A 22235-nucleotide genomic window follows, 5' to 3' on the forward strand; every position below is an offset into this window, starting at 1 on the left:
GTCCGCGCCCGTGCCGTCGGCGAGCCTCAGGTCCGCAGGGCCGCGCCGGCCGCTTCCAGGCCGCTGCGCACCGCGCCTTCCAGCGTGGCGGGGTAGGGGCCTTCGATGTAGTCGCCGCAGGCCAGCAGGCCGTGGCCTGCGCTCGCCGGCGGACGTTGCAGCCCCGGGGTGCAGGCGAAGGTGGCGCGTTTGTCGATGAGCGTGCTCACCGGCCTGACCTTCAGGCCCAGCTGCACGCGCGCCTGCGCGACCACCCCGGCTTCCAGTGCCGCTCGTTCGCCGTGCCAGGCGCTGGCCACGAAAGCCAGCAGGCCGGATTGCCCGCCGAGCTGCCCGCGGTCGAAGACGAACTGCGCGGGCTGCGATGCGTTGCAGCGCAGTGCGAGCATGGGCTGATCCACCGCTCGATCGGCCATGGCGTAGACCGTCGCGATCGGTTCGTGGCGGAGCGAGCGTGCCAGTCGTGCCCACGCCGGCGCGATGGATTCGGCCAGCCGTGCCGCTTCGCCCGGCGGGCAGGCCAGCACGATCCGGTCGAAGGGCTGGTCGTCGATCTGCCAGGCTGTGCCGGTCTTGACCAGCGACTGGACGCGTTGCCCCCTACGCAGCGTGGCGCCCCGCTGCGCCAGCCAGTCGAGCGCTGGCCTCGGAAACAGCGCGTCGAGGTCGGCCCGGGGCAGCAGCAGATCGCTGGCGCCGACGGGGCCGAGCAGGGCGTCGCGCAACACGCGCAGGAACACGGCGGCGCTGGCCCGCGTGGTCGGCGTGTTCAGCGCGGACACGCAGAGCGGGTCGATCAGGTCCTGCATGACGCGGGCGGGCAAGCCTTCGCACAGGCCTGCAACCGTCAGGGCACTGTCGCAGCGAAATCCACGCAGCCGCCAGGCGAGGGCGGTGCGCAGCAGGGTTAGCTTGTCGCGCCAGGACCATCCTCGCGCCTGGGCGATGCCGCGCAGCAGCGCGAGGCTCGCCGCGCCGCGTGGCAGCGCGAGCCCGCCACCGTCCGCGAACCGCAGCGACAGCGGCAGGCGCATCAGCAGGGCGTCCGGGTCAGCGCCAACGATCCGCATCAGCCCCAGCGTTTCGGTGTACGCGCCGATCAGGATGTGCTGCCCGTTGTCCAGCAGCCAGTCGTCCGTCGGCACGCTGCGGGCACGCCCGCCGGCCGATCGGGCCGATTCGTAAAGGGTGACCTGCGCGCCCGCCCGCGTCGCGCCGACCGCGCAGGCCAGGCCCGCCCAGCCCGCGCCCACCACCGCGATGCGCGGGGCGGCGGCGGGCATCAGAAGCGGCCCAGCGCCTGCATCTTCCAGGCGAGCCAGAACTTGCGCAGCGGTGTCAGGCTGACGCGCTGGTGCAGCACGTGAAAGCCGTCGCGCTCGATCTCGTCGAGCAAGGTGCGGTAGATACTGGCCATCATCAGCCCCGGCTTTTGCGGGCGCCGGTCGACCGAGGGCAGCAGCGCGAAGGCTTCGGTGTAGAGACCGCGCGCGCGCTGGGCCTGAAAGCGCATCAGGTTCACGAAGCGGTCCGAATGCGTGCGGCTCAGGATCTCGTGGGCCTTCACGTCGAACTGCTGCAGCTCGTTGACCGGCAGGTAGATGCGGCCCCGCAGCGCGTCTTCACCGACGTCGCGAATGATGTTGGTCAGCTGGAAGGCCAGGCCCAGCTTGTGCGCGTACTCGGTGGTGCGCTCGGAGCTCTGGCCGAAGATGCGCGCCGCGACCTCGCCCACGATGCCGGCCACCAGATGGCAATAGCGTTGCAGCGCGGGAAAGTCGAGATAGCGCGTTTGTTCCAGGTCCATCTGGCAGCCCTGGATGACCGCCAGCAGATGCCGCGCCTCGATGCCGAAGGCCGGCACGTGCGGCATCAGTGCCTTGGTCACCGGATGGCTCGGCTGGCCTGCGAAGGCGTTGGCGACTTCGCCCTGCCACCAGGCCAGCTTGGTCGCGGCCACGCCGGGGTCGACCATCTCGTCGACGACATCGTCGACCTCGCGGCAGAAGGCGTAGAACGCGGTGATCGCGGCCCGCCGGTCCTGTGGCAGGAACAGAAAGGCGTAATAGAAGCTGCTGCCCGAGGCGGCGGCTTTTTGCTGGACGTAGTCTTCTGGATTCATGTGGCGGCGCGGATTGTCCCATCGGATGCGCTGCGCATCCGCAGCGCACGCCAGCCCATGACAAAAACATCGGTCGGGCCGAGCTTCGGGCGCCGACCCAGCGTCGCGAAACCGAGCCCTTCGATGCGGTCGAGGATACGTAGTCCGCCCTGCACGACGAGGCGCAGCTCCCACCCGGCGCGGCCCGGAATGCGGCAGGCCAATGGTGCGCCGGCCAGCAGTTCGGCGCGCGCCCAGGCCACGCAATCGGCCACGAGTCGGCGCGTGGCCTCGGTGTCGACGCCGGCTTGCAGCGTGCGGCGGTCGATGCCGAAGCGCGCCAGATCCTCGTCGGCGACGTAATGGCGGGCGCGCGGCAGGTCTACCGACAGGTCCTGCCAGAAGTTGGCCAGTTGCAGGCCGGTGCAGACGGCGTCGCTGCGGGCCAGCGCGTTCGCGTCGTCGATGCCGTAGAGATGCAGCAGCAGCCGACCGACCGGGTTGGCGGAGCGGCGGCAATAGTCGATCAGGGAGGCCCGGTCGGCATGGGTGGCGCCGGCGGCCGTCATGCGGGTGTCTTGCTCGAACGCGTCGAGCAGGTCTTCGAGCAGCGGCAGCGGCAGGCGCCATTCGCGCATCGCGACGCCGAGCGGCCGGAAAACCGGGATCCAGCGGGTAGACGGCGCGTGTCCGGCGGCGACGGCTCGCAGATCGGCGCGGAAGGCCGCCAGGTCGCGCAGCCGGCCGGGCGCGTCGGCGTCGCCCTCGTCGGCGATGTCGTCCGCGGTACGGGCGAATCCGTAGATCGCGGCGATCGGTGTACGCAGCTTCGGCGGGCACAGCCAGGAGGCTACGGGGAAGTTTTCGTAGTGATCGTGCAGCTCGGGCACGGCACCGTCGCGGTGGGGATGAGGCGTCACGGGGCGCATTGTCCATGCGGGCTGCACCGCCGCGCGGAAAGCGTGGCCGCGAGCAGGCTAAAATCGCGGGTTGTCCAATTTGCCGCAGCGCTTGCCGACCCCAACGACGAGGCGGGCTGCTGTGTGATTTTCCGGGCGCGCGGGTGGCGAAATTGGTAGACGCACCAGGTTTAGGTCCTGACGCCAGCAATGGTGTGGGGGTTCGAGTCCCCCCCCGCGCACCACTCCGATTAGCTGAGTAGCTAAGACCTGAAGCAACGAAAAGAGAGCTCACATGGCCGTGAACGTTGAAACCCTCGAAAAGCTCGAACGCAAGATCACCCTGACCCTGCCCGTTTCGGTCATCCAGTCCGAAGTCGACCAGCGCCTGAAGCGCCTCGCGCGCACCGTCAAGATGGACGGCTTCCGTCCGGGCAAGGTCCCGATGAGCGTGGTGCAACAGCGCTACGGCTACTCGGTGCAATACGAAGTCATGAACGACAAGGTCGGCCAGGCGTTCTCCGCCGCCGCCAACGAGGCCAACCTGCGCATCGCGGGCCAGCCGACCATCACCGAGAAGGACGGCGCGCCCGAGGGCGAACTGGCCTTCGACGCGGTCTTCGAGGTCTATCCGGACGTCAAGATCGGTGACCTGGCCGAAGCCAAGGTCGAGAAGCTGACCGCCGAAGTCGACGACGCGGCCATCGACCGCACGCTGGACATCCTGCGCAAGCAGCGCCAGACCTTCTCGCAGCGCGCGCAGGAGCAGGCCGCCCAGGACGGCGACCGTGTCACCGTCGACTTCGAAGGCAAGATCGAAGGCGAAACCTTCCAGGGCGGCAAGGCCGAGGACTTCCAGTTCTCCGTCGGCGAAGGCCAGATGCTCAAGGAATTCGAAGACGCGGTGCGCGGCATGAAGGTCGGCGAAAGCAAGACCTTCCCGCTGGACTTCCCGGCCGACTACCACGGCAAGGACGTCGCGGGCAAGCAAGCCGACTTCCTGGTCACCGTGAAGAAGATCGAACAGGCCAATCTGCCCGAAGTCAACGAACTCTTCGCCAAGTCGCTCGGCATCGCCGACGCCACGGTCGACGGCCTGCGTGCCGACATCCGCAAGAACCTCGAGCGCGAAGTCAAGTTCCGCGTGCTGGCCAAGAACAAGCAAGCCGCGATGGACGCCCTGGTCGAGAAGGCCGAGCTGGACCTGCCGCGCGCTGCCGTGCAGGCCGAACTCGACCGCATGGTCGCCAACGCGCGCGCCGAACTCAAGAACCGCGGCATGAAGGACGCCGACAAGGCGCCGATCCCCGACGACATGTTCCGCCCGCAAGCCGAGCGCCGCGTGCGTGCCGGTCTGGTGGTGGCTGAACTGGTGCGTGCCAACGGCCTGGAAGCCAAGCCCGAGCAGATCAAGGCCCACATCGACGAGCTGGCCTCCAGCTATGAAAAGCCGGCCGACGTGGTCCGCTGGTACCAGAGCGATCGTCAGCGCCTGGGCGAAGTCGAGGCCATGGTCATCGAGAACAACGTCACCGACTTCCTGCTGTCCAAGGCACAGGTCACCGAAAAGGCTGTTTCCTTCGAAGAGCTGATGGCTCAGCAAGGCCAGCAAGGTTGATGGCGCAGCGGGCGATCCGGATCGCCCGCCCGATGTGGGGCTTGTGCTTCGCGGCGCAGGCCCCATTTCTTTTTTCGATACAGTCAGTCGTCCTTTTCCTGGAGAAAACATGAGTGCACTCGAAACCCAAGGCCTCGGCATGGTGCCTATCGTGGTCGAGCAGTCGGGCCGCGGTGAGCGTTCCTACGACATCTATTCGCGCCTGCTGAAGGAGCGCGTGATCTTCCTGGTCGGCCCGGTCAACGACCAGACCGCCAACCTTGTCGTGGCACAGCTGCTGTTTCTCGAGAGCGAGAACCCCGACAAGGACATCTCGTTCTACATCAACTCCCCAGGCGGCTCGGTCAGCGCCGGCATGGCGATCTTCGACACGATGAACTTCATCAAGCCCGATGTCTCCACGCTGTGCACCGGCATGGCCGCCAGCATGGGTGCTTTCCTGCTGGCAGCGGGCGCCAAGGGCAAGCGTTTCGCGCTGCCCAACAGCAAGGTCATGATCCACCAGCCGCTCGGCGGCATGCAGGGCCAAGCCACCGACATCGAGATCCACGCCCGCGACATCCTCAAAACGCGTGCGCAACTCAACCGCATCCTGGCCGAACGCACCGGCCAGCCGCTCGAGAAAATCGAGCGCGATACCGAGCGCGACTACTTCCTCGAAGCGGACGAAGCCAAGACCTACGGGCTGGTCGACCAGGTGATCGCCAAGCGCGCCTGATTCGTGCTCCGGTAGGAAAAGCGGCGTTTTTCCCTATGGGAAACGCCGCTTTTTATTTCGCTATCATGTCCGTATCCACCTCCAGAGGCATTCATTCCCATGGCCGAGAAAAAAGGCTCTTCCAGCGAAAAGACTTTGTACTGCTCCTTCTGCGGAAAGAGTCAGCACGAGGTCAAGAAATTGATCGCCGGACCGTCGGTTTTCATCTGCGACGAGTGCATCGACCTGTGCAACGAAATCATCCGCGACGAATTGCCGGACGGAGCCGCACAGAAAGAGCCGCGCAATGACCTGCCTACGCCCGCGGAGATCAAGGCCAACCTCGACAACTACGTTATCGGCCAGGACATCGCCAAGCGAACGCTCGCGGTAGCGGTCTACAACCACTACAAGCGCCTGCGCCACAAGGAAAAGTCCAAGAAGGACGACGTCGAGCTGGCCAAGAGCAACATTCTGCTGATCGGCCCTACCGGTTCCGGCAAGACCTTGTTGGCACAGACGCTCGCACGCATGCTCGACGTGCCCTTTGTCATGGCCGACGCCACCACACTGACCGAAGCCGGCTATGTGGGTGAAGACGTCGAGAACATCGTCCAAAAGCTGCTGCAGAGCTGCAACTACGAGGTCGAGCGTGCCCAGCGCGGCATCGTCTACATCGACGAGATCGACAAGATCTCCCGCAAGTCCGACAACCCGTCGATCACCCGCGACGTGTCCGGCGAAGGCGTGCAGCAGGCGCTGCTCAAGCTGATCGAAGGCACCATGGCGAGCATCCCGCCGCAAGGTGGCCGCAAGCATCCCAACCAGGATTTCCTGCAGGTCGATACGACCAACATCCTGTTCATCTGCGGCGGCGCTTTTGCAGGCCTCGAAAAGGTGATCGAGTCGCGCACCGACGCCTCGGGCATCGGTTTCGGCGCGACGGTCCGCGGCAAGCAGACCCGCACGCTCACCGAAGTCTTCGACGCGATCGAGCCCGAAGACCTGATCAAGTTCGGCATCATTCCCGAATTGGTCGGCCGCATGCCGGTCGTCACCACGCTGACCGAACTCAGCGAGGACGCGCTGGTGCAGATTCTCACCGAGCCGAAGAATGCGCTGGTCAAGCAGTACGCGCGTCTGCTGGGGATGGAAGGCGTCGACCTGGAGATTCGCCCGGCAGCGCTCAAAGCCATCGCCAAGAAGGCGCTGGCGCGAAAGACCGGCGCGCGCGGGCTGCGCTCCATCCTCGAGCACGCGTTGATCGACACCATGTTTGAACTGCCGAACACCGCAAACGTAGACAAGGTGGTGGTCGACGAAAGCACCATCGACGAGAACAAGGCTCCCTTGCTGCTCTACCGCGAAGCCGCGAAGAAGGCCTGACGACAGGGGCATGACGCGCCCTGTTGCAGCCATGCGGCTCCGCTAGCCTTATTCTCTGTCGCAGCCAGACGGCCGACCGGTTTTCGCCGGTTGGCGGTTTGTTTCCCATCACCTTGAAAAAGGCCGGGGCACCAACCACCTGCAGCAGGTTCACTTTAGGATTTCCATGTCCGGCCACACACCTCTCCCCGCCGATCCGATCGACCTGCCGCTGCTTCCGCTGCGCGACGTGGTCGTATTTCCCCACATGGTCATTCCGCTGTTCGTGGGCCGTCCCAAGAGCATCAAGGCGCTCGAACTGGCGATGGAAGCCGAGCGGCGCATCATGCTGGTCGCCCAGAAGACGGCAGCCAAGGACGAGCCTGCCGTCGACGACATGTTCGACGTCGGTTGCGTCTCGACCATCCTGCAGATGCTGAAGCTGCCCGACGGTACCGTGAAGGTGCTGGTCGAAGGCCAGCAACGTGCGTCCGTCACCGCGATCGTCGATGCGGAAACGCATTTCGTCGCCACGGTGAGCCCGGTCGGCGAAAACGAAGCAGACCGGCAGACCAGCGAGGTCGAGGCCCTGCGCCGCGCGGTGATGCAGCAGTTCGATCAGTACGTCAAACTCAACAAGAAGATTCCGCCGGAGATCCTGACTTCCATCTCCAGCATCGACGATCCGGGCCGCCTGGCCGACACCATTGCGGCGCACCTGCCGCTGAAGGTGGACAGCAAGCAGACGGTGCTCGATCTCCACGACATCCGGGCGCGGCTCGAAAACCTCTTCGAGCAGCTGGAGCGCGAGGTCGACATCCTCAACGTCGACAAGAAGATCCGTGGCCGCGTGAAGCGGCAGATGGAGAAGAACCAGCGCGATTTCTATCTGAACGAGCAGGTCAAGGCCATCCAGAAGGAACTCGGCGAGGGTGAAGAGGGCGCCGACATCGAGGAGATCGAGAAGAAGATAAAGCTCGCCAAGATGCCCAAGGAAGCGCTGAAGAAAGCCGAGGGCGAACTCAAGAAGCTCAAGCTGATGTCGCCGATGTCGGCCGAGGCGACCGTGGTGCGCAACTACATCGACGTGCTCACCGGTCTGCCGTGGAGCAAGAAGACCAAGATCAAGCACGACCTGACGCACGCGGAAGACGTTCTCAACGAGGACCACTACGGCCTCGACAAGGTCAAAGACCGCATCCTCGAATATCTCGCGGTGCAGCAGCGCGTGGAGAAGGTCAAGGCGCCGATCCTCTGCCTGGTCGGCCCACCGGGCGTGGGCAAGACCTCGCTCGGCCAATCCATCGCCAAGGCGACGGGCCGTAAATACGTGCGCATGGCCCTGGGTGGCATGCGCGACGAGGCCGAGATCCGTGGCCATCGGCGCACCTACATCGGCGCGCTGCCGGGCAAGGTGCTGCAGAGCCTGAACAAGGCTGCCACGCGCAATCCGCTGTTCCTGCTCGACGAGATCGACAAGCTCGGCACCGATTTCCGCGGTGATCCGTCGAGCGCGCTGCTCGAAGTGCTCGACCCCGAGCAGAACCACACCTTCGGCGACCACTATGTCGAAGTCGATTTCGATCTGTCGGACGTGATGTTCGTCGCCACTTCGAATTCGATGAACATTCCGCCGGCGCTGCTCGATCGGATGGAAGTGATTCGGCTGTCGGGCTATACCGAAGACGAGAAAACCAACATCGCCATGAAGTATCTGCTGCCCAAGCAGATGAGCAACAACGGTGTGAAGGAAGAGGAATTACGAGTCGCGGAAGATGCGGTTCGTGATGTCGTCCGCTACTACACGCGTGAGGCCGGCGTGCGGTCGCTCGAGCGTGAGCTCTCCAAGATCTGCCGCAAGGTGGTGAAGGGATTGCTGCTGAAGAACATGACACCGCAGGTGGTGGTGACGGCCGAGAATCTTCACGACTTCCTGGGCGTGCGCAAGTACAACTACGGCCGTGCGGAGCAGCAGAATCAGGTCGGTCAGGTGGTCGGCTTGGCGTGGACCGAAGTGGGCGGCGATCTTCTGACGATCGAAGCCGCGATCACCCCGGGCAAGGGCGTCATCACCCGCACGGGCTCGCTCGGCGATGTGATGAAGGAGTCGGTGGAAGCTGCCCGTACCGTGGTGCGCAGCCGCGCGCGGCGCCTCGGCATCCGCGACGACATCTTCGAGAAGAAGGACATCCACATCCACGTACCGGACGGCGCGACGCCCAAGGACGGCCCGAGTGCCGGCGCTGCGATGACGACCGCCTTCGTTTCCGCCTTGACTGGCATTCCCGTTCGAGCGGACGTTGCGATGACCGGCGAGATCACGTTGCGAGGCGAGGTCACGGCCATCGGTGGACTGAAGGAAAAGCTGCTTGCCGCCTTGCGCGGTGGAATCAAGACGGTCCTCATTCCGGAGGAGAACGTCAAGGATCTGCAGGAGATTCCGGCCAATGTGAAGGACGGGCTGGAGATCGTTCCGGTGAAGTGGATCGACGCGGTGCTGGATGTGGCACTCGAACGTGCGCCCAAGCCGCTGACCGACGAGGAAGCTTCGGCAGTGCCACCGGTGACGCCCGCAGTTCCCGCTGCAGGCGGTACCCCGGCGTCGATGCAACACTGAAATTTCTCATTTTTTTGGACCGAGCTCGAAAGGGTCCAAAAATTGGGTTAGAATTCGAGTCGTTGCAGCAAACAGCGGTTTACGCGAAGTTTGTTGCAAATGCGGGAGTAGCTCAGTTGGTAGAGCGCAACCTTGCCAAGGTTGAGGTCGAGAGTTCGAGACTCTTCTCCCGCTCCACATTCCAAAGGGAAGCCTCGGCTTCCCTTTTTCGTCGAAAGACGCGGAATACGGCGCGATAGCAAAGCGGTTATGCCCCGGATTGCAAATCCGGTTAGCCCGGTTCGACTCCGGGTCGCGCCTCCATCTATATCTAGTACGCTTCGGAGTCGCCAGCACAGCGTTCCGATGGCGTGAGGATTGATCCGCTTTTCACTGATTTTCGGCACTGATGATGCCGAGTTGTCGCGAAGCGGCATGGGGCGTCGCGTCAGGCTGGGCGGTCCGACGGTTTGCGGTCGGGATGCTCGGTGATGAATCATTCGGGTGTAATTTTTTATCCCCTGAAAAGCAGTGAATGATGACCTTAGGTCTCGTTAGTTATAACCGGTATTCGTCGATATTTTCGACTGGCTTGCTCTGCTAGAATTCAGCGGCTGTGCCGGCATGGCGAAATTGGTATACGCATGGGACTTAAAATCCTTGCTCGGAAACGGGGTGCGGGTTCGAGTCCCGCTGCCGGCACCAGAGGTGCTTTCAGCAATCGATGCTGTTATGCGCCTGTGGTTTTTGATGGCCTGCAATATTTAGCAGACAATATCAACGTCCGTGGTTGTACTTGATTGAAGTTGGCTGAGATTCAATATTGGTTCGTTGAATATCGTCCCATTATTGAACCATGCGGACATTCATCTCTTCGCGATGACTCGTTTCAGTTGTGATGCAACGCGTTGCGCTGATGGCCCCAGGGCTTGCCGATGACGCGAGCGTTGCATTGCCTCGCGCATAGCGATGGCGAAGCCGCATCGACCGGGGCTGTCGACTGCGGGGCGAGTCATTCGATGGTTGGCGAAAGCAGGGCCTACGACTTGGAAGCTGCTGCAACGATGGCCCTCCATCGCCTCGTGCGGTCTGAAGTCGTCAAAAAATTTGAACTTCTTGCCTGCCTCGAAAAAGTTGGTATAGAATTCGAGGCTCGGTTCAGTGCAGTACAGAAATGTACGAAGCTGCCGAAACGCGGGAGTAGCTCAGTTGGTAGAGCGCAACCTTGCCAAGGTTGAGGTCGAGAGTTCGAGACTCTTCTCCCGCTCCAAATTCGAAAAGGAAGCCTTTTGGGGCTTCCTTTTTTTGCTTGTGGGGGATCGATTTCGCGGCAACGCCGGACGGCGCAGACGTGCGAAAATGATGGCTTGCGGCGACATAGCTGAGAGCCACTTTTCCTTCCCGGTCGCTTGCCACGCCGAGCATCGCTTGTCGGCACGGCGACCCAGCATTCAAACATCCATGTCCAGCTACAACGCTCCTTTCGAAATCCACGTTCATGGCGACGTGGTCCTGCGTTCCGACGTCACGTTCGAACAGCTGCAGGATGCGCTTAAGCCCCTCTGGAAATACGCGGGCGCGCGTTCCTTGGCCGATGGTGCCGCCAGCGCCTACGAGGACGAACCGGGCATCGAGTTCGACGCCAAGGAGCATGTCCTGCACGTCTGCTGGACCGTCAACGGAGACGAGGATTTCCGTCAGAACCTTGACGAGATGTGCATGAGCCTGAACGAACTGGCAGAGCAGGGCGCGGCGATCGAGGTGAGCTTCTACGACGCAGACTTCGACGATGACGAAGAAGCCGACGATGCCGAAGCACGCGATGACTTTGTCATGCTGTTCGTCGGCCCCACGCCGGCGGCGATCATGCAGGTGCAACGTGACCTGCTGGTGGAAGATGTCGTCAACATGATGGAGCGCCATTTCGACGGGGCCGAGCTGGGTGGCGTCGTCGCCGAGATCGACAAGCTGTTCAGCGAGCGTTTTGAGGCGTTGGTGAATTCGCTTGAGATCGGCAAGCCGCCGCGTGGCAGTGGCGGAACCGGCCCGGCCGGCGGACACGGCGGCGGTCGGCGACCCCGCCATCTGCACTGATCCTTACCAGAGCGCCTTTTCAGGCGCTTTTTTTCGTCCCGCGTATGGCTCAGGCCGAGACGGCGCAAGAGCTTGATAGCCCCAGCCATTTTCGCGCGGCCGCTTCCAGCAAGGCCGGGTCGCCGGTGCTCTCGAATTCCACCCTGCCTCCGACCTCGCCGATCGTCCTGATCAAGTCGTGTCGTATCAGGAGACGCGCAGTCTGTCTGGCGACGGCGGGGCCTGTCTCGATCATCCGGATCGGTCGGTCGCCCAGCACGCGCCGCAGGGCATCGACGGCGAAGACGTAATGGGTGCAGCCGAGCACGAGGATGTCCATCTGCCCCGCTTCGTGACCAAAAGTGCCCATCGCGTTCAGATGGAGCTCACAGAGGGATTGGGTATGGGCAGCTGACGCCGCGCCCGGTGACATCACTTCGTCCTCGATGGCGGCGGCCAGGCCGTCGCAGCCCCGGACGACGACTTCGCCTGCACCGGCCAGCGAGGTGACCAGGGCGCTGAACTTCGCGCTGGATACCGTGCCCTGCGTCGCAATGACGCCGATGCGGCCGGTCCGGGTTTCAGCCAAGGCGGGCTTCACCGCGGGCTCTACGCCGACGAGAGGAAGGTCCGGGTGCTCGGCGCGCAACAAATGGATGGCCGCCGTGGTTGCGGTATTGCAGGCGACGACGAGAGCCTTGATGCCGTGTCGATCGCGCAGTTTGCCGGTGACCATGCGTGCTCGCGCGATGGCATGGCTGTCGCCGCGTTCGCCATAGGGGGCATATCCGCTGTCGGCCAGATAGACGAAGTGCTCCCGCGGCAAGGTTTCGCGCAACGCCTGCAGCACGCTCAGGCCGCCGATGCCGCTGTCGAAAACCCCGATCGGTGCGTCCGGAGAGGGGAGTTGATGCATGGCGTGGATCGGTGTCTTGGCGGCGGAGCAATCGGCGATTATTTCACCGGTCGACTACCGCCATGCAGTATGCAGGCTTGCCGTGGTGCTGGCGGCACCACGGCAGCCTGCCGGCCGTTCAGGTCGAGGCGACCTCGATACCCTTGAACTCGCCGAGCGCGATGCGCTTCTGCCACTCGGCCGGGCCGGTGACATGCGCATTGGTGCCCCCTGAATCGACCGCGACGGTTACCGGCATGTCGACCACGTCGAATTCGTAGATGGCTTCCATGCCGAGGTCGGCAAAACCCACGACTTCCGCCTTCTTGATGGCCTTGCTCACCAGGTAGGCAGCGCCGCCCACTGCCATGAGATAGGCGCTCTGGTGCTTCTTGATCGCCTCGACCGCCACCGCGCCGCGCTCGGCCTTGCCGACCATGGCGATGAGACCGGTTTCGGCCAGCATCATCTCGGTGAACTTGTCCATGCGGGTGGAGGTGGTCGGGCCGGCGGGGCCGACGGCCTCGTCGCGCACCGGGTCGACCGGGCCGACGTAATAGATGACGCGATTCTTGAAGTCGACCGGCAGCGGCTCACCCTTGGCGAGCATGTCCTGGATGCGCTTGTGCGCCGCGTCGCGGCCGGTGAGCATCTTGCCGTTGAGCAGCAGGGTATCGCCGGGCTTCCAGCTGGCGACTTCCTCGCGGGTCAGCGTGTTCAGGTCGACGCGACGGCTCTTGTTGTAGTCGGGCGCCCAATCGATCTTGGGCCACAGGTCGAGCGACGGGGCTTCGAGGTAGGCGGGGCCGGTGCCGTCCATCACGAAGTGTGCGTGACGGGTGGCGGCGCAGTTGGGAATCATCGCGACCGGCTTGCTGGCGGCGTGGGTCGGATACATCTTGATCTTGATGTCGAGCACGGTGGTCAGGCCGCCGAGGCCCTGGGCGCCGATACCCAGCGCGTTGACCTTTTCATAGAGCTCGAGGCGCAGCTCTTCGACCTGCGTGAGCTTTTCGCCCTTGGCGGACTTTTCCTGCAGCTCGTACATGTCGATGTCGTCCATCAGGCTTTCCTTGGCCGAGAGGACCGCCTTTTCGGCCGTGCCGCCGATGCCGATGCCCAGCATGCCCGGCGGGCACCAACCGGCGCCCATGGTCGGCACCGTCTTGAGCACCCAGTCGACCAGTGAGTCGCTCGGGTTGAGCATGACCATCTTGCTCTTGTTCTCGCTGCCGCCACCCTTGGCAGCGACGGTGACGTCGAGTTTGTCGCCCGGCACGATTTGGGTGAATATGACCGCCGGCGTGTTGTCGCCGGTGTTCTTGCGGGCGAAATGCGGATCGGCCACGACCGAGGCGCGCAGCATGTTGTCGGCGTTGTTGTAGCCGCGACGCACGCCTTCGTTGATGGCGTCCTCGAAGCTGCCGGTGAAGCCTTCGAGGCGGACATCCATGCCTACCTTGACGAAGACGTTGACGATGCCGGTGTCCTGGCAGATGGGGCGCTGGCCGGTCGCGCTCATCTTGCTGTTGGTCAGGATCTGGGCAATGGCGTCCTTGGCAGCCGGGCTCTGCTCGCGCTGGTAGGCACGGGCGAGGTGCGCGATGAAGTCGGCCGGGTGGTAGTAGCTGATGTACTGCAGTGCAGCTGCTACCGACTCGATGAGATCGGCTTGTTTAATCGTCGTGGTCATGTTTTGGTGGGGGTGGGGGTGTTGTTCTCGCCCGATATTTTCCCACCTTCCGCCTTGCCGAAGGCGCCCTACAGGCCGCGCCCGACCATCGCGCTCTGGATCGTTCCGCCGTATTTCACGATCAGGGCCGTCCATGGCACCGCGGTGCTAGATTTCAGGTTGCTGCTCGCCTTGGTCGTCAGATCGATCTGTTCGATGCTCGCGCCGCTGTAGTTGTCGGTCGTGCGCGCCACGTAGAGGTAGGGGCCATCGGCCACGAAGTCGGTCGCGATACCCCAGGCGCTGTTGGCGCCGTACACGGTGGAGGCGCCGCCATTGAAGACCCTCGATCCGCCCTGGTTGAGCGTGGTGGTGACCGGCCAGCCCTGGTTGTCGGCGCCGCCCATGATGAGATCGGGCCGGCCGTCGTTGTTGAGGTCTACCAGTTCGATGGTGTAGATCGGGCGGTTTCGGCCGACCTGCGGCGCCAGTTCCGCATGTTCCGTGAACGAGCCGTCACCGGCGCCCAGGAACACGCGGATCGCGTTCGATGCGATGACGTTGTCGGTGGCGACGATGTCGGCGTTGCCGTCCTGATTGATGTCTGCGACGGTGACGTTGTGGAAGAAGCCGATGCCCGCCGGTATCGGCGCGACCCGGAATCTGCCACCGCCTTGGGATAGCACCGCATACATCCGCTCGCCGGGGAAGGGCGTGGCGTCGTACCCGTGGCAGCCGACCACGATGTCGGGAATGGAGTCCTTGTTGAGGTCCGCGACGGCGGCTTTTCGCGGGTGGATGCATCCGGCGCTCGTGTCGAGCATGCCGGTTTCGAGGATCCAGTTTCCTGCCACCGGGTCTCGGCTGTAGATGCCGAAGGTGCTGGCTGCAGCGCTGGTGGGCGTCGAGCTTCTCGGGTCGTAGTTCAGTCTCGCCGTGAACAATTGGAACGTTCCGTTCTGCTTGAAATCGGCCAAAACGGTGGCGTCGGACCATGAATTTCCCGGCAGTCGTACTGGCGCCAGATTAAAGTTCTTGGCGTTGAGATAGGACGTCGGTTGAACCGACGTTCCCGCAGGTACTGCCGGGAACACGACGTTGATTGGCTGCGTCTGCCCGGCACCGGAGTTGTTGTTGGAGCCCGCGTTGGAAGCTGAGTCACTTCCTCCACCGCCACACGCTGCCATGAAGGCCGACGAGATGAGCGCGAGCAATGAAATTTTGTTCATGGTTTTGCGGAGTTCGCTGCTGAGAGTTGAAGAACGACGTTCGAGCGGCAAGAGCGACAGACCTATGACGTGATCGGCCCATTCACAAATGTTCACGTTTGTAAAATCTAAGGATACAAATGCGCTCGTTGGGTGCAATAGGGCGATGTGACTAAGCAGCGCCCGGCAGGCGGGTCCTGCGGCCCGCCCGCAGGGCAGTCGCTATTCAGTGCAAAATCCAGAAGTTGTTTACGTGTCAGGCGACATGTGTCACCATGTATCCGGGAGCCATGAACGTCTTCGACCAACTTCTTTCTCAGCTTGCGGTGTCGATGCGTTCGGAAAGCCAGTTGTCATCTGTCATGGAGGTGGCGTTCTCGGCCAAGGCGGCCCTCGACCTCGAATTCGGCGACGGCAACCGTCGTTCGCTTTCCATGACCCGATTGATGCTGCGGCTCAACCAGCCGCTCGATCGGCGCAAGCGGGTCGACACCATCTATCGCGTTGCCGAACTGCTGGCCGCCACGTCCAACGACATTCGTCGCAGCGAAGGCAAGCCGGTGAGTACGCGCGGGGTCGATTTCTTCGACAGCCTCCCGCAAAACGACGCGCCCGACGCAGCAACCTAGGACCGCCGTGGACCGCATCGACTGCGTGGTGATCGGCGCCGGCGTGGTGGGCCTGGCGCTCGCGCGCCAGTTGGCGCGGGCGGGGCGGGACGTGCTGGTCGTCGAGTCGGCCGGTGAGATCGGTACCGGCACGAGCTCGCGCAACAGCGAGGTGATTCATGCCGGCATCTACTACCCCACTGGCAGCCTGAAAGCCGAACTCTGCCTGCGCGGCCGGGAGCTGCTGTACGACTATTGCTCTGCTCGGAATGTCGACCACCGCCGCTGCGGGAAGTTCGTCGTGGCGACGTCGGATGCCCAGTCGGCGGCCCTCGACGGCATCCTGCGCCAGGCGCATGCCAACGGTTGCGCCGAGGTGCGGCGCATCGGCGCTGCAGACGCCATGGCACGCGAGCCAGCGCTGGTCTGCACCGACGCGCTCGAATCTCCGATGACCGGCATCGTCGACAGCCACGGCCTCATGCTGGCGTTGCAGGGCGATGCTGAACGGGCAGGCGCGTCGTTTGCCTTCGGCAGCATGGTGTTCGGTGGTCGGGTCACTCGCGCGGGGATCGAGCTGACCGTCGGCAGCGACGATTACCGGGTGCTGGCCGATCTGGTCGTCAACGCCGCCGGTCTGTGGGCGCCGTCGCTCGCGAGTCGCATCGACGGTCTGCCACCGGCCTCCGTTCCGACGGCCTGTTTTGCCAAGGGCAATTATTTCTCCCTGGCCGGCCGCTCCCCGTTCGGCCGGCTCGTCTATCCGGTGCCCGAACCTGGCGGCCTGGGCGTGCATCTGACGCTGGACTTGGCCGGGCAGGCGCGCTTCGGCCCCGATGTCGAGTGGCTGCCGCCAACGCAGTCACCCGACGCATTGGATTACCGCGTCGATCCATCGCGCGGCGACGGTTTCTACGCGGCCATCCGCCGCTATTGGCCGCAGTTGCCCGACGGCGCGCTGGCGCCAGCCTACTCAGGCGTTCGTCCCAAGATCCTCGTGAGCGGTGGTGTGCCCGCCACCGACTTCATGCTCTGGCTGCCGGCCGACCACGGCGTGCCCGGCTATGTCGGCCTCTATGGCATCGAGTCGCCCGGGCTGACCTCCAGCCTCGCCATCGCCGAACGTGTGGCGGCGGCGCTCGCCTGACCGATCGCCCCTGTTCGTGGCGCGCCTAACCCGGGCGCATTAAGCTTTCGCGTTGCCGCGTACCAGCCGCCGCCAGTTCACGGCCTCCATCGACCACTCCAAACAACAGGGCAGTTAACTGTGGAATTCCGTACTGAACGAGACACCTTCGGACCGATCGAGGTCCCCGCCGACCAGCTGTGGGGCGCGCAGACGCAGCGCTCGCTGCAGAACTTCGACATATCCGGCGAGCGGCAGCCGGTCGAGATCGTGAAGGCGCTGGCGCAGGTCAAGCGTGCATCGGCCGTCGTCAACAACAAGCTCGGATTGCAGGACGACAAGAAGACGCAGGCCATCGTGGCCGCGGCCGACGAGGTCATCGCCGGCAAGCATCCGGGCGAGTTTCCGCTCGTCGTCTGGCAAACCGGTTCGGGTACGCAGACCAACATGAACGTCAACGAGGTGCTGGCCAACCGCGCCAGCGAGCTGCTGGGCGGCGAACGTGGCGAGTCGCGCGTGGTGCACCCCAACGACGACGTCAATCGCAGCCAGTCGAGCAACGACGTCTTTCCGACGGCGATGCATGTGGCGGCCGTGGAAGCCCTGACGCACAAGCTGCTGCCGGCCATCGCCAAGCTCAAGGCGACGCTGGAACAAAAAGCCACCGCCTTCGACGACATCGTGAAGATCGGCCGCACCCATCTTCAGGACGCCACGCCGCTGACGCTGGGCCAGGAGATCTCTGGTTGGGCGGCGCAGTTGGCGCACGGCGAAAAGCATGTGCGCGACACCCTGCCGCATCTGTGTGAACTGGCGCTGGGCGGCACCGCGGTCGGCACCGGTCTGAATGCGCCCAAGGGCTATGCCGAGGGCGTGGCGGCCGAGCTGGCGCGGCTGACGGGTCTACCTTTCGTGACCGCCCCGAGCAAGTTCGAGGCGCTGGCATCGGTCGACGGGCTGGTGTTCGCCCACGGTGCGTTGAAGACGCTGGCCGCCAGCATGATGAAGATCGCCAACGACGTGCGCTGGCTCTCCAGCGGCCCGCGCAGCGGCATCGGCGAGTTGAGCATTCCGGAAAACGAACCGGGCTCGTCGATCATGCCGGGCAAGGTCAATCCGACGCAGAGCGAAGCGGTCACCATGCTGGCCGCGCAGGTCTTCGGCAACGACGTGGCGATCAACTTCGGCGGTGCTTCGGGCAACTTCGAATTGAACGTCTTTCGCCCGATGGTGGCGCACAACTTCCTGCAGAGCGTGCGGCTGCTGGCCGACGGCATGGTGAGCTTCAACGATCACTGTGCCGTGGGGATCGAGCCCAATCGCGACCGCATCGCCGAGCTGGTGTCGCGTTCGCTGATGCTGGTGACGGCGCTCAACACCCACATCGGATATGACAAGGCGGCCTATATCGCCAAGAAGGCGCACAAGGAAGGCAGCAGCCTGCGCGAGGCGGCCGTAGCTTCCGGCCACGTGACGGCCGAACAGTTCGACCAGTGGGTGATTCCCGCAAACATGACCGGCAAGCATTGACCGGGCCTTGGCCTTCCGGCCCTTCACCGGGAGGCGTATTTAAAAGATCAGGGAGGCGGGCAGCGCCCGCATAGGAGAAGCCATGACAAACCTGCCAGCGGGCCGGGCCGTGCGGACGTTCCTGCTGTGGGCCACCGCAACGGGCACCGTACTTGCGCAGCCCGTCAGCGATGTGCCAGCGGCCGCCGCAGACACTGCTGCTGCCGCGAGCTCGCAAGCCGGGCTGGCGACCGCAGCGAAGTGGCGGATTCCGCCCGAGCCGGAATACCCGCTATTCGCGCGCCAGCTGTACCAGCACGGTCAAATCGTCGTCCGGCTGGTGGTGGATGCCACCGGCACGCCGGTACACAGCGAAATCCTGCGCCGCGAGCCGCCCCATGTGGATTTCTTCGATGACGCGGTGCAGCTCGCCCTGATGAAGGCCCGTGCCACGGTTCCAGCCGACGCGGTGCCCGGCCGCTTCTACGCCTATCAGGCGACTATCAATTTCACGATGGATGGTGGCGGCAACCAGCATCCATGGGTGCGGATTCGCCAGCCAGTCGAGATGCCCGCCGAGGCGCTGAGCCGCGGCGTCTCGGGCTGGGTGTCGGTATTGTTGCCGGTGGACGCTGAAGGCAGGCCCGACATTGATCGGGCGCGCGTGTTGAGCCGCCAACCGCTGCGTGCGATCTATTTCGATCCCAAGGCCCTGGAAGCGCTCAAGGGATACCGCTTCGCCCCGCTACTGTCGGCCGGTACCCCGGCACCGCGCTGGACGGTGGTGCGCATCGATTTCCGCACGCCGGACCAGTTGGCTGCCGCCACCGCCCCGGCACCGTGACGCGGGCAGCGGACCGCTTGCCTCAGTGCTTGCCGCTGGCGCCGCCATGGCCTTCCATCAGGCGGTCGGTGTAGGCGATGGCCATGGCGGACAGCAGGAAGGCGATGTGGATCGCGGTCTGGGCGATGAGCACGCGGTCGGTGTAGTTGTCGGCGTTGATGAAGGTCTTGAGCAGGTGGATCGAGCTGATGCCGATGATCGACAGACCGAGCTTCACCTTCAGGACGGATGCATTGACGTGGCTCAGCCATTCGGGCTGGTCGCGCTGGCCCTCGAGGCCGAGGCGGCTCACGAAGGTTTCGTAGCCGCCGACGATGACCATGATCAGCAGGTTGGAGATCATCACCACGTCGATCAGCGCCAGCACCACCAGCATGATGACCGTCTCGTTGAGCGAGGTCGGTGGCACGTCGACCTTGTAACCGATGCTGGTGACCAGCTTCTGCAAGGCTTCGCTGCTGCCGAAGGCGGCTTCGACCAGGTGCGTGAGTTCGACCAGGAAATGAATCACGTAGACCGCCTGGGCGACGATGAGGCCCAGGTACAGCGGCAACTGCAGCCAGCGGCTGGCGAAGATCAGGGCGGGCAGGGGACGCAAGGGGGACGAGCTTCGTTTCACCGGGTCGGTCATGGGGGGCGGCCGAGGGCCGTCTGTTGGATTGCGGAGTTGCAATTTTAGGCGGGCCCCATGACGGCCTCTGCAAAAATGACCCTGTATCGCGGGCCCGATCCGGTCAGTCGCGCGTAAGTGCGATTGGTCACAGTCCGGCCGCATAACGAAACGCCAGGAGACTACCAATGAGTGCCGTCCCATCTTCCATCGAATCCGTTCTCGTCGAGAACCGCGTCTTTGCGCCACCGGCCGCCGCCGTGCAGGGCGCCCGCATCGCCGGCATGGACGCCTACCAGCGGCTCGCCGACCAGGCCCGCACCGATTCCGACGCCTTCTGGGCCGGACTGGCGCGCGAGAACCTCGCCTGGACCAAGCCCTTCACCCGGGTACTCGACGAATCCCGTGCGCCTTTCTTCGAATGGTTCGCCGACGGCGAACTCAATGCCTCGGCCAACTGCCTCGATCGCCACATGGGCACGCCGGTCGAGCACAAGACCGCGATCGTCTTCGAATCCGACGACGGCCAGGTCACCCGGCTGACCTATCGCGATTTGCTCATCCGTGTCAGCCGCTTCGCCAACGCGCTCAAGGCGCAGGGTGTGGCCAAGGGTGACCGGGTGGTGCTCTACATGCCGATGGGCATCGAGGGCGTGGTCGCCATGCAGGCCTGCGCCCGGCTCGGCGCGACCCACAGCGTGGTTTTCGGCGGCTTCTCGGCCAAGGCGCTGCAGGAGCGCATCGTCGACGTGGGCGCGGTGGCGGTCATTACCGCCAATTACCAGATGCGTGGCGGCAAGGAGCTGCCGCTCAAGGCGATCGTGGACGAGGCGCTCGGCATGGGCGGTTGCGAAGCGGTGAAGACGGTGCTGGTATACGAGCGCACCGGTAGCGCCTGGCCACGGACCGAAGGGCGCGACAAGACTTTCGCCGAAGCCCTGCAGGGCGCGGCCGACGACTGCCCGCCGGTGCCGGTTGGCGCGGAGCATCCGCTGTTCATCCTCTACACCTCGGGCTCGACCGGCAAGCCCAAGGGCGTGCAGCACGCCACCGGCGGCTACCTGCTGTGGGCCAAGCTCACCATGGACTGGACCTTCGACCTTCGCCCGGACGACATCTTCTGGTGCACCGCCGACATCGGCTGGATCACCGGGCACAGCTACGTCGCCTACGGGCCGCTCGCCGCCGGCGCCACGCAGGTCGTCTTCGAGGGCATCCCCACTTTTCCGGACGCGGGCCGTTTCTGGAAAATGATCCAGGACCACCACGTCAGCATCTTCTATACGGCGCCCACGGCGATCCGCTCGCTGATCAAGGCCGCCGAGGCCGACGAGAAGGTGCATCCGGCACGTTACGACCTGACCTCGCTGCGCCTGCTTGGCTCGGTCGGCGAGCCGATCAACCCCGAAGCCTGGATGTGGTTTCACCGGCACATCGGTGGCGAGCGTTGCCCCATCGTCGACACCTTCTGGCAGACCGAAACCGGCGGCCATGTCATCACGCCGCTGCCGGGCGCCACGCCGCTGGTGCCGGGCTCGTGCACCCTGCCGCTGCCGGGCATCGACGCGGCCATCGTCGACGAGACCGGCAACGAGATGCCCAACGGCGCGGGCGGCATGCTGGTGATCCGCCGGCCGTGGCCGTCGATGATCCGCAGCATCTGGAACGATCCGGAGCGGTTCAAAAAAAGTTACTTTCCGCCGGAGCTCGGCGGCAGCGTCTACCTGGCCGGTGACGGTGCGGTGCGCAGTGCCGACCGCGGCTACTTCCGCATCACCGGCCGCATCGACGACGTGTTGAACGTGTCGGGCCACCGCATGGGCACGATGGAGATCGAGTCGGCGCTGGTGTCCAAGACCGACCTGGTGGCCGAGGCGGCGGTGGTCGGCCGGCCGGACGACATGACCGGCGAGGCGATCTGTGCCTTCGTCGTGCTCAAGCGGGCGCGGCCGACGGGTGACGAGGCCAAGGCCATCGCCAAGGAGTTGCGCGACTGGGTGGCCCGCGAGATCGGGCCGATCGCCAAGCCGCGGGACATCCGCTTCGGCGAAAACCTGCCCAAGACGCGCAGCGGCAAGATCATGCGGCGGCTGTTGCGCAGCATCGCCAAGGGCGAGGCGATCACGCAGGACACGTCTACGCTGGAAAATCCGCAGATCCTGGCGCAGCTCGGTGAGGCTTATTGATCTCCCCCAGGCTTCGCACTTCGTGTCTCCGCCTACCCCCTTCCGGGGGCGGCTTGCTGGCTCGGCGTACCCTCGCCGCGTCGCCCCCGAGGCAGTCGGCTGCGCTGCGCGCTGGCCTCGGGGCTGGACTCTCCCCCAGGCTTCGCACTTCGTGTCTTCGCCTACCCCCTTTCCGGGGGCGGCTTGCTGGCTCGGCGTAGCCTCGCCGCGTCGCCCCCGAGGCAGTCG

Annotated in this window: 17 protein-coding genes and 5 tRNA genes; 15 read left to right on the plus strand and 7 right to left on the minus strand. The window is 64.5% G+C overall.

The genetic code is table 11. The annotated features are described in order from the left end of the window. Positions 1-26: 26 nt before the first annotated feature. Genes hpnE through hpnC form a run of 3 tightly spaced genes read right to left on the minus strand, consistent with a single transcriptional unit; the run spans position 27 to position 3030 of the window. Positions 27-1283 carry a hydroxysqualene dehydroxylase HpnE gene (hpnE, locus tag R9X41_RS07770; RefSeq protein WP_318634305.1) on the minus strand — a complete coding sequence of 419 codons (1257 nt, stop codon included), beginning with the start codon at positions 1281-1283 and terminating at the stop codon, positions 27-29. Then, on the minus strand, positions 1283-2122 hold the full coding sequence (hpnD, locus tag R9X41_RS07775; RefSeq protein WP_318634306.1) for a presqualene diphosphate synthase HpnD: 840 nt from the start codon (positions 2120-2122) through the stop codon (positions 1283-1285). The genes hpnE and hpnD overlap by 1 nt, the downstream gene beginning before the upstream one ends. Then, positions 2119-3030, minus strand: coding sequence for a squalene synthase HpnC (gene hpnC, locus R9X41_RS07780; protein WP_318634307.1), 912 nt, complete (start codon positions 3028-3030; stop codon positions 2119-2121). The genes hpnD and hpnC overlap by 4 nt, the downstream gene beginning before the upstream one ends. A 128-nt stretch (positions 3031-3158) precedes the next feature. On the opposite strand from hpnC, the gene R9X41_RS07785 reads away from it, so the two are divergent. From R9X41_RS07785 to R9X41_RS07830, 10 genes are all read left to right on the plus strand, one after another. Further along, a tRNA-Leu gene (locus R9X41_RS07785) sits at positions 3159-3245 on the plus strand. Positions 3246-3295: 50 nt separating this feature from the next. Next, positions 3296-4618: a trigger factor gene (gene tig / locus R9X41_RS07790; RefSeq protein WP_318634308.1), complete on the plus strand. Its 1323-nt coding sequence runs from the start codon at positions 3296-3298 to the stop codon at positions 4616-4618. A 109-nt stretch (positions 4619-4727) separates the two neighbouring features. After that, positions 4728-5336: an ATP-dependent Clp endopeptidase proteolytic subunit ClpP gene (clpP, locus tag R9X41_RS07795; protein ID WP_318634309.1), complete on the plus strand. Its 609-nt coding sequence runs from the start codon at positions 4728-4730 to the stop codon at positions 5334-5336. Positions 5337-5435: 99 nt separating this feature from the next. Beyond that, on the plus strand, positions 5436-6701 hold the full coding sequence (clpX, locus tag R9X41_RS07800) for an ATP-dependent Clp protease ATP-binding subunit ClpX (protein ID WP_318634310.1): 1266 nt from the start codon (positions 5436-5438) through the stop codon (positions 6699-6701). A gap of 166 nt (positions 6702-6867) precedes the next feature. Further along, entirely contained in the window at positions 6868-9297 is a 2430-nt protein-coding gene (gene lon, locus R9X41_RS07805) for an endopeptidase La (RefSeq protein WP_318634311.1), read from the plus strand. Positions 9298-9398: 101 nt separating this feature from the next. Continuing rightward, a tRNA-Gly gene (locus R9X41_RS07810) sits at positions 9399-9474 on the plus strand. A gap of 52 nt (positions 9475-9526) precedes the next feature. Further along, positions 9527-9600, plus strand: a tRNA-Cys gene (locus R9X41_RS07815). 294 nt (positions 9601-9894) lie between these two features. Beyond that, positions 9895-9981 (plus strand) — tRNA-Leu (locus R9X41_RS07820). A 489-nt stretch (positions 9982-10470) separates the two neighbouring features. After that, a tRNA-Gly gene (locus tag R9X41_RS07825) sits at positions 10471-10546 on the plus strand. Between the two features lie 191 nt (positions 10547-10737). Beyond that, entirely contained in the window at positions 10738-11370 is a 633-nt protein-coding gene (locus R9X41_RS07830) for a DUF6806 family protein (RefSeq protein ID WP_318634312.1), read from the plus strand. Between the two features lie 49 nt (positions 11371-11419). On the opposite strand, the gene murI is transcribed toward R9X41_RS07830, so the two are convergent. From murI to R9X41_RS07845, 3 genes are all read right to left on the minus strand, one after another. Further along, positions 11420-12265, minus strand: coding sequence for a glutamate racemase (gene murI, locus R9X41_RS07835; protein WP_318634313.1), 846 nt, complete (start codon positions 12263-12265; stop codon positions 11420-11422). A gap of 118 nt (positions 12266-12383) precedes the next feature. Beyond that, the gene (locus R9X41_RS07840) at positions 12384-13937 is read right to left on the minus strand and encodes a fumarate hydratase (protein ID WP_318634314.1); all 1554 of its coding nucleotides are present in this window, start codon (positions 13935-13937) and stop codon (positions 12384-12386) included. A gap of 68 nt (positions 13938-14005) precedes the next feature. Further along, complete coding sequence (locus R9X41_RS07845) at positions 14006-15145, minus strand: FG-GAP repeat domain-containing protein (RefSeq protein WP_318634315.1); 1140 nt, start codon at positions 15143-15145, stop codon at positions 14006-14008. Positions 15146-15414: 269 nt separating this feature from the next. Between R9X41_RS07845 and R9X41_RS07850 the strand changes: the two genes are divergently transcribed. From R9X41_RS07850 to R9X41_RS07865, 4 genes are all read left to right on the plus strand, one after another. Beyond that, a complete protein-coding gene (locus R9X41_RS07850; protein ID WP_318634316.1) occupies positions 15415-15753 on the plus strand; it encodes a hypothetical protein in 339 nt (112 codons plus the stop codon). Positions 15754-15760: 7 nt separating this feature from the next. After that, complete coding sequence (locus R9X41_RS07855; protein ID WP_318634317.1) at positions 15761-16879, plus strand: NAD(P)/FAD-dependent oxidoreductase; 1119 nt, start codon at positions 15761-15763, stop codon at positions 16877-16879. A gap of 120 nt (positions 16880-16999) precedes the next feature. Continuing rightward, positions 17000-18388 (plus strand): class II fumarate hydratase, encoded by a 1389-nt coding sequence (fumC, locus tag R9X41_RS07860; RefSeq protein ID WP_318634318.1) that lies wholly within the window; start codon positions 17000-17002, stop codon positions 18386-18388. Between the two features lie 82 nt (positions 18389-18470). After that, entirely contained in the window at positions 18471-19211 is a 741-nt protein-coding gene (locus R9X41_RS07865) for an energy transducer TonB (protein WP_318634319.1), read from the plus strand. 22 nt (positions 19212-19233) lie between these two features. Here R9X41_RS07865 and R9X41_RS07870 read toward each other — a convergent pair whose 3' ends face one another. Continuing rightward, the gene (locus R9X41_RS07870; protein ID WP_318634320.1) at positions 19234-19842 is read right to left on the minus strand and encodes a YqhA family protein; all 609 of its coding nucleotides are present in this window, start codon (positions 19840-19842) and stop codon (positions 19234-19236) included. Between the two features lie 167 nt (positions 19843-20009). Between R9X41_RS07870 and acs the strand changes: the two genes are divergently transcribed. Then, positions 20010-22007: an acetate--CoA ligase gene (acs, locus tag R9X41_RS07875; RefSeq protein WP_318634321.1), complete on the plus strand. Its 1998-nt coding sequence runs from the start codon at positions 20010-20012 to the stop codon at positions 22005-22007. Positions 22008-22235: the final 228 nt, after the last annotated feature.

Source organism: Xylophilus sp. GOD-11R, from assembly GCF_033546935.1.
Taxonomy (GTDB): Bacteria; Pseudomonadota; Gammaproteobacteria; order Burkholderiales; family Burkholderiaceae_C; genus Xylophilus.

Excerpts from the sequence above, each read along its gene's own strand:
- R9X41_RS07840 (WP_318634314.1), bottom strand. The coding sequence starts at position 13,937 with ATGACCACGACGATTAAACAAGCCGATCTCATCGAGTCGGTAGCAGCT.
- clpX (WP_318634310.1), top strand. The coding sequence starts at position 5,436 with ATGGCCGAGAAAAAAGGCTCTTCCAGCGAAAAGACTTTGTACTGCTCC.
- hpnE (WP_318634305.1), bottom strand. The coding sequence starts at position 1,283 with ATGCCCGCCGCCGCCCCGCGCATCGCGGTGGTGGGCGCGGGCTGGGCG.
- tig (WP_318634308.1), top strand. The coding sequence starts at position 3,296 with ATGGCCGTGAACGTTGAAACCCTCGAAAAGCTCGAACGCAAGATCACC.
- R9X41_RS07870 (WP_318634320.1), bottom strand. The coding sequence starts at position 19,842 with ATGACCGACCCGGTGAAACGAAGCTCGTCCCCCTTGCGTCCCCTGCCC.
- R9X41_RS07850 (WP_318634316.1), top strand. The coding sequence starts at position 15,415 with ATGAACGTCTTCGACCAACTTCTTTCTCAGCTTGCGGTGTCGATGCGT.
- clpP (WP_318634309.1), top strand. The coding sequence starts at position 4,728 with ATGAGTGCACTCGAAACCCAAGGCCTCGGCATGGTGCCTATCGTGGTC.
- R9X41_RS07830 (WP_318634312.1), top strand. The coding sequence starts at position 10,738 with ATGTCCAGCTACAACGCTCCTTTCGAAATCCACGTTCATGGCGACGTG.
- lon (WP_318634311.1), top strand. The coding sequence starts at position 6,868 with ATGTCCGGCCACACACCTCTCCCCGCCGATCCGATCGACCTGCCGCTG.
- acs (WP_318634321.1), top strand. The coding sequence starts at position 20,010 with ATGAGTGCCGTCCCATCTTCCATCGAATCCGTTCTCGTCGAGAACCGC.
- hpnC (WP_318634307.1), bottom strand. The coding sequence starts at position 3,030 with ATGCGCCCCGTGACGCCTCATCCCCACCGCGACGGTGCCGTGCCCGAG.
- R9X41_RS07845 (WP_318634315.1), bottom strand. The coding sequence starts at position 15,145 with ATGAACAAAATTTCATTGCTCGCGCTCATCTCGTCGGCCTTCATGGCA.
- murI (WP_318634313.1), bottom strand. The coding sequence starts at position 12,265 with ATGCATCAACTCCCCTCTCCGGACGCACCGATCGGGGTTTTCGACAGC.
- hpnD (WP_318634306.1), bottom strand. The coding sequence starts at position 2,122 with ATGAATCCAGAAGACTACGTCCAGCAAAAAGCCGCCGCCTCGGGCAGC.
- R9X41_RS07865 (WP_318634319.1), top strand. The coding sequence starts at position 18,471 with ATGACAAACCTGCCAGCGGGCCGGGCCGTGCGGACGTTCCTGCTGTGG.